The sequence below is a fragment of the Vibrio sp. 10N.222.54.E6 genome, from assembly GCF_041473955.1.
GTDB classification, from domain to species: Bacteria; Pseudomonadota; Gammaproteobacteria; order Enterobacterales; family Vibrionaceae; genus Vibrio; species Vibrio tasmaniensis_A.
On record NZ_JBFRTD010000010.1, the window covers coordinates 386,260 to 392,555 of the forward strand.

The window sequence follows — 6,296 nt, forward strand, 5'->3', positions numbered from 1 at the left end:
CTCGTATCTCGTATCTCGTAGAAGCATAAAAAAGCCCCAACACGAATGTCGAGGCTCAAAGTATCTTTATCTATATTGTTACTGGACGTCCCTAGCTCACTGCTCTTCGTTGTTTTCAGCAAACTTAGATGGCGACATGCCAAAGTGATGTTTAAACCTTTGACTGAAATAGGAAGGGTCATTGAAACCAGAATCAAACGCGACGTCTGAAATCCTCTCTCCCGCAAGTAGCCGCTCGCACGCATGCTCCAAACGTACTTCATTCAAATGCTCTTTAAAGGTCTTGTTATAAGCCGATTTAAAACGTCTCTGTAAGCTTCTCTCTGACATGAACAAGTACTTAGCAGCATTTGCAGTACTGAACTCTGCATCGGCGTAGTTTTCACTTACAAGCTGTGACACTCTGTTTTTCCACTCTTGCTCAGCACTTAACCTTTGTTGCTCCGTCGCTGAAACTGTAAGTTTAATGGTCTCAATCTGTTCAATTGTGCTAGCTTCCAAATTATCTAACACTTGATATTCAATCGGCCACGAAAGCTGCACCTTATTTTGAGAGTCCGAGACAAAAGCATTCAGTTCACCACCGCTCTGGTTCATCAATAATGGCAACTTTTCGATGTTTAGGTCGGTCGATTTTCCAGTATTGTCATTAATGCTTGAAGTCAATTTAGGGAAAGGCATTCCATGGTCTCGGATCGTCACAACAAGGTGCCCTTTAACCTCTTCAACCAATACCACCATACTCTGTGACTTAAAATTTCTCTTAATGATGCTAGCGACTAGACTGTTGAAAATAATATCAAGATTAAAATACAGCAAGGAGACGTGTCGTTGTTTAGTGTCAACTTTAATATCCAGTTCAATACCAGCTTTGGCTAAATCGTCCTGCCAAGCTTTGAGTACAGCTTCTAAGATTAAAATTATATCGTAACAAACCTTTCCCTTCCCTTGTGGCGTGTTACTCAACTGAGCCAAGCCATTTTTCAATGTCAATATTGGCGACTTACCTTGTTCATCATTCCAATTTGGGATCATAGCTGCGATATGATTAACTTCAGAAGAGAGTTCATTAGCAGTATGTGTGACAAGAGCACTCTTAACTGACAACTGTTTTTTAAGCTGTTGATTAGTCGTTAGTAGTATTCGGCTTTGATGCCTCAGTTGATCTGTCTTTAATGCAACTTGCGCCTTTAAGTGCCTGTTGGCGAAAGTGACGTAACGTGATCGCCAAAAAACCAAAGCAGTCACTACACAGATAAGTAATATAAGAGAGCTTGCTGCTGCCCAATTACTCAGATACCAAGGTTCCGCAATAGAGAAGCTTTGGTTCGTTGACGTAAAGCGATAATGGGAGTCCTTAACGGGTTTCACTTCCAACGTATAGTCCCCAGGAAGAAGGTGATCGAGTGTTAGTACCCCCCCTTCAAACTCACTCCAAGGTTCATTGTCGCTTAGTCGATACTCCATTGCAGGCGTGTATGTCGCTGGTAAAATTCCAATCTTAAAACCGATTGATGAGCCATAAGGAATTTCATCTAAATCAGCCGTCTTGCCACCAAGTGATACTATCTGATGGTCGACACTTATCTTGCTCAGCAATGCACGGCTATGAGGTGTTGTTGATACCAATAGCTCATTAGCTAATGCACTCACCACGCCATATCTTGAGCCGAAGATAAGCCTAGTAGACTGGCTACCTTCGCTGTAAAACGGAGCACACGCACCTGCAGCCAATTCATTGGTGATCAAGCCAAATGGTGAGCCGATATGTTTATGCAGTTGCCCATCCAATCCGTAATAGCTAATACCTTTCGAAGAGCCTAACCACATCCCATTATCGTCGCTAATTAAACATTTAGGACTGATATTTTCCTCAACAAGAGTGACCTCTTGAATAATAGAACTGTTATTAGGGATTCGATACACACCATAGCTACTCGCAAACCACTGGGATCCATCTTTTGCTTTTTCAATATCGACCACTTTGCCAAGCCGCTCGCTTGAATGACTAAAGCTAATTCTCTCATCAAGAAAAGAGTAGAATCCGTGATCAGTACCAACATAAATACGACCTTGTAAACCTATATTGAGAGCGGTGATCTTTGCTGGCAAAAATTTATCAACTAACCAGTCGGTGCCATAACTGGTCAACTTATTGGTTTCGATAGATAACGAATAAAGGTTTTGTCCCGAGGTCATCCAAAGCATGTTATCCGCTTCAAATGCAAAGTTTTCAACGGGTACACCTTCAATCGCTCTTGGTAGATCGACCTTTTCAGCCTCTAACGTATCAGTATTGAAACTAAGAATACCTTCTGCAGTCGCCAACCAAATTGAAGAACCAAAGATCTCAAAATCCTGTACTGGGTTAGAGTAAACACGAACGGGGTTATCTTCACTTTGAGAATCAACCAAATAGAGCCCCCTGGAAGAAGCAACCCAAGACAGTTGATCGCGAACAAGCTGTACTTTGTTTATCACCACACTACTCGAATGCATCCCCATTCCCGTTAATGGCGTTCTTGAGAATGTCCTGCTGAACAGTGAAAAGTATCGAATTCCGTTATTGGTCGCGACCCACATTCCACCAGCATGGTCGTTAATTAACGAATATATTTTTTCACCCGGTAACGAAAAGTCTTGATTATCGGCTTGTTCAAATCGTGTAATTTTCCCTGTAATAAAGTTGTAGCTGATAAGACCATGCTCAGTCCCAATCCAGTATTGATCGGTTGTTTCAGCGAGAGAAAGAACATGCGAACCACGCACCCACCTTTCTTTCTTAGGATTTGCAAGATCTATAATCACTGCACCATTCAATGTACCAATGACTAACTCACGTCTTGCCATCGAAAAATACAGCGTCTCTATATGATTTTTTTCTGATGCACCGATATGAGTAAATTCTTGGCTATCAGAAAGGTACACTCCGGAACTGGTCGCAAGCACCCATTTTGACAGCACCCGCTCAGCATCGTTAATCGCAATATCGCTGCTATTGTTATGCCGATACAATTTTAGAAGCGAGTAAGTGCTAAATTCTAAAGATTGAGTATTGTACGTATAGAAATTACTGCCATCTGTAACCCAAATATAATCACCGGAAGCACCGATATTCGCGATCTCAGCCCCTGGGCTTAAACTAAATGCAAGTGCGTTGCCGATTCCTGGGCTATGTCGGTACACCTCATTATCAAAGAAAGTCCAAAACTCATCGTTAAGAAACGCGACTTTCTCTGAAGAAAATTGCAAAAGGCTACCTTTTCGAGGGAATAGGGTTCTGCCATCATAAAAAAGTATTTTTCCATGCACATCATGAACCCAGAGTCCGCCACCTTCACCTAAGTACAGATTTTTTGCCGCAAGGAAGTTCCCTTGTGCTTGAACGGGCAAAGGGTAGAAAACGGAGGGTGATGTATTTACCGCAAGAACGCTAAATGAAATGCTCATTAAGATGAACATTTTGAAAATAATTCGATACAACTTTTAATCCTGAACAGCAACAACACATGAAATATTGGTTCTCACAACGCTTGTTGCTGATTAACCAAAAAGTGAGTTTTTTTGTGCTTATTATTATCTTTCTATTTTAGCTGAAATTGACAAAGGAGAAAGGAGGTTTGATATTTGTTGGAAGGTTTTATCTTAGCGGTCACGAAAATGCCGCAAAAAGCGGCATGATTCATCAATTAACGAGAGCAAAGTGTCGTAAAGAATACTCAATATTGATTACATTCCACTTAAGCAACTTGTGTAACTATCTGTAAGCTGCTGAAGAAAATCAAAATAGCTTCCACTCTTCACTTCAACCTGCGAACCGACAGGATCAAGTTGCCCTTGTTTAGCGTTACTTCCACGAGTCACCGATTCAATCACCGCTGGTGTAAATTGAGGCTCTGAAAATACGCATTGAACATTTTCACGCACCAAAGTCTTCTTGATAGCTATCAGACTTTTTGCGCCAGGTTTACGCTCAGGGCTAACCGTAAAGTGACCTAGATTATTCAACTTAAATTCTTGTTCGAAGTAGCCATACGCGTCATGGAATACGTAGTAGCCTTTGTCTTTCACTGGCGCGAGTTGTTCATGAATCGCCTGCTGTTTCTCTTTCAAAGCAATCAAGAATGAATCTAGGTTCTCTTGATACGCCATGGCGTTATCAGAGTCTGACTCAATTAGCTTAGCTGAGATATATTTTGCCGCTACCTCGACTTGATCGATACCCAACCAAAAATGCGGGTCATGGCTACCATGGTTGTGCCCTTCATGAGCATCGTGGTCTTCATGTCCAAACTCTCTCAAGTTAATCCCCGGAATCTCACTGATCTTGATAACGTTTTCTTTAGAACCAATCACCTTGGTCAAAAAAGCTTCTAGGTCAGGGCCAAACCAGATCACCATATCGGCACTATGAACTTTTTTGACATCTGATGGCTTAAGCGCATAATCGTGCGGCGAAGCATTGCTGTTCATCAACACATCCGGTTCACTAACGCCCTGCGTTAATTCTGTCACAATCATTTGAATTGGTTTGAAGCTTGTTAGAATAGTATTGGCACTTGCAACACTTGGCGCTAAAAGCAAAGTAGCAAGTATAAAAGATGAACGTGACATAATTCCTCGTTAATAGAAAAGTAGCTTAGGCTTGAGGTAAATGTTACATTATAACATTAGCGAATTGCAAATGAGTTCTATTCATGGATAATTTAATCCAACTAGATTCTGTGAGCGTCGAATTTGACGGTCGAAAAGTTCTAGATAACATCTCTCTAAATTTAGAGCGCGGCAGAATCACCACCCTGATTGGGCCAAACGGTGCAGGAAAGTCGACATTAGTAAAAGTGGTATTAGGTTTACAGACCAAATTTTCAGGCACAATAACAAAAGCTAAAAAACTGAAAATTGGCTATGTACCACAAAAATTAAAGCTCAATGATTCACTACCGCTCAATGTAGAACGTTTTCTAAAGCTCACTGGCAAGTTCAGTCAGCAAGAGATCCTCGAAGCATTGAAGCTCGTTGGTGCTGAACATCTGCAAAAGAGTAACATGCACCAGCTATCTGGCGGTGAAAACCAACGTGTGCTGATTGCTCGTTCATTGCTAAGAAGACCCGATCTACTGGTTCTTGATGAACCTGCTCAAGGCGTTGATGTACAAGGGCAAATAGACCTGTATGACCTAATTGACACCATTCGTCACCGCTTTGGTTGTGCCGTATTTATGGTTTCACACGATCTGCATTTAGTGATGGCAAAAACAGACGATGTTATCTGTTTGCATCACCATATCTGCTGTTCAGGCGCACCTGCAGACATCAAACACCACCCCTCTTATATCGCACTTTTTGGCACCGCGACCCAAGAGACCTTAGCCTTTTATCACCACCAACACGAACATCACCATCATGATCTCGCAGGACAGCCTGTCGAAGGCGACGTGCATGAATGTTCAAACCATAGACACGGACACCACTAATGCTTGAGTTTCTTCTTCCCTCTATTTTAGCTGGCTTGGGCATTGCTCTAATCGCGGGGCCACTAGGTTCATTCGTGGTGTGGCGCAAGATGGCTTACTTTGGTGACACGCTTGCTCACGCTTCTTTGATGGGCTTAGCACTTGGCTTTCTGTTCAACATTAACTTGTATTTCGCGCTGCTGATTTGTTGTTTGATGCTGGCTGTGTTGCTAGTGACTTTACAAAAACAAAAGCTGGTCGCGACCGATACCCTACTCGGTATTTTGGCGCACAGCGCTCTGTCTTTGGGTCTTGTCGCCGTGAGTTTCTTAGATAACGTTCGCGTTGACCTAATGAGCTACCTATTTGGTGACTTGCTTGCAGTGTCTCCGACAGATTTGGTATTCATCTATGCGGGTGCTGCCGTGATTGGAGTGGTACTTGCTATCTTTTGGCGACCACTATTGTCGACGACCGTTAACGAAGATCTCGCAGCGGTTGATGGCATCAACATTGATTTAATGCGTCTTATTTTGATGCTATTGGTTGGGATCGTGATTGCAGTAGGTATGAAGTTTGTTGGTGCGTTAATCATGACCTCACTACTTATCATTCCGGCAGCAACGGCAAGAAAATTCGCCAATACACCCGAACAAATGGCATTCCTTGCATCGGTAATTGGTTCTATCGCTGTGTTCGGAGGATTGAGCTTGTCTTGGTTCTATGACACACCGGCCGGCCCTTCTGTTGTTATCAGTGCTGCGGCAATGTTTATGTTATCTCAAATGGTTAGAAGCCGAGCTTAGCACTTATCAGTACGATCTCGTATCTCGTATCTCG

The 6,296-nt window shown here is 42.5% G+C and carries 4 protein-coding genes; 2 read left to right on the plus strand and 2 right to left on the minus strand.

Features of this window, described 5'->3' with window-relative positions; all coding sequences use genetic code 11:
- Window positions 1-96: 96 nt before the first annotated feature.
- Together AB4513_RS06625 and znuA are read right to left on the minus strand one after the other, a co-directional pair.
- Entirely contained in the window at window positions 97-3,483 is a 3,387-nt protein-coding gene (locus AB4513_RS06625) for a helix-turn-helix domain-containing protein (protein ID WP_032555261.1), read from the minus strand.
- Window positions 3,484-3,729: 246 nt separating this feature from the next.
- Window positions 3,730-4,614, minus strand: coding sequence for a zinc ABC transporter substrate-binding protein ZnuA (znuA, locus tag AB4513_RS06630; protein ID WP_009847313.1), 885 nt, complete (start codon window positions 4,612-4,614; stop codon window positions 3,730-3,732).
- Window positions 4,615-4,697: 83 nt separating this feature from the next.
- Between znuA and znuC the strand changes: the two genes are divergently transcribed.
- On the plus strand, window positions 4,698-5,477 hold the full coding sequence (gene znuC / locus AB4513_RS06635) for a zinc ABC transporter ATP-binding protein ZnuC (RefSeq protein WP_009847314.1): 780 nt from the start codon (window positions 4,698-4,700) through the stop codon (window positions 5,475-5,477).
- On the plus strand, window positions 5,477-6,262 hold the full coding sequence (gene znuB, locus AB4513_RS06640) for a zinc ABC transporter permease subunit ZnuB (RefSeq protein WP_009847315.1): 786 nt from the start codon (window positions 5,477-5,479) through the stop codon (window positions 6,260-6,262). The genes znuC and znuB overlap by 1 nt, the downstream gene beginning before the upstream one ends.
- Window positions 6,263-6,296: the final 34 nt, after the last annotated feature.

What these genes read in the sequence shown, in the direction of transcription:
- znuA (WP_009847313.1), bottom strand. Translation starts at nt 4,614, where the DNA reads ATGTCACGTTCATCTTTTATACTTGCTACTTTGCTTTTAGCGCCAAGT.
- znuC (WP_009847314.1), top strand. Translation starts at nt 4,698, where the DNA reads ATGGATAATTTAATCCAACTAGATTCTGTGAGCGTCGAATTTGACGGT.
- znuB (WP_009847315.1), top strand. Translation starts at nt 5,477, where the DNA reads ATGCTTGAGTTTCTTCTTCCCTCTATTTTAGCTGGCTTGGGCATTGCT.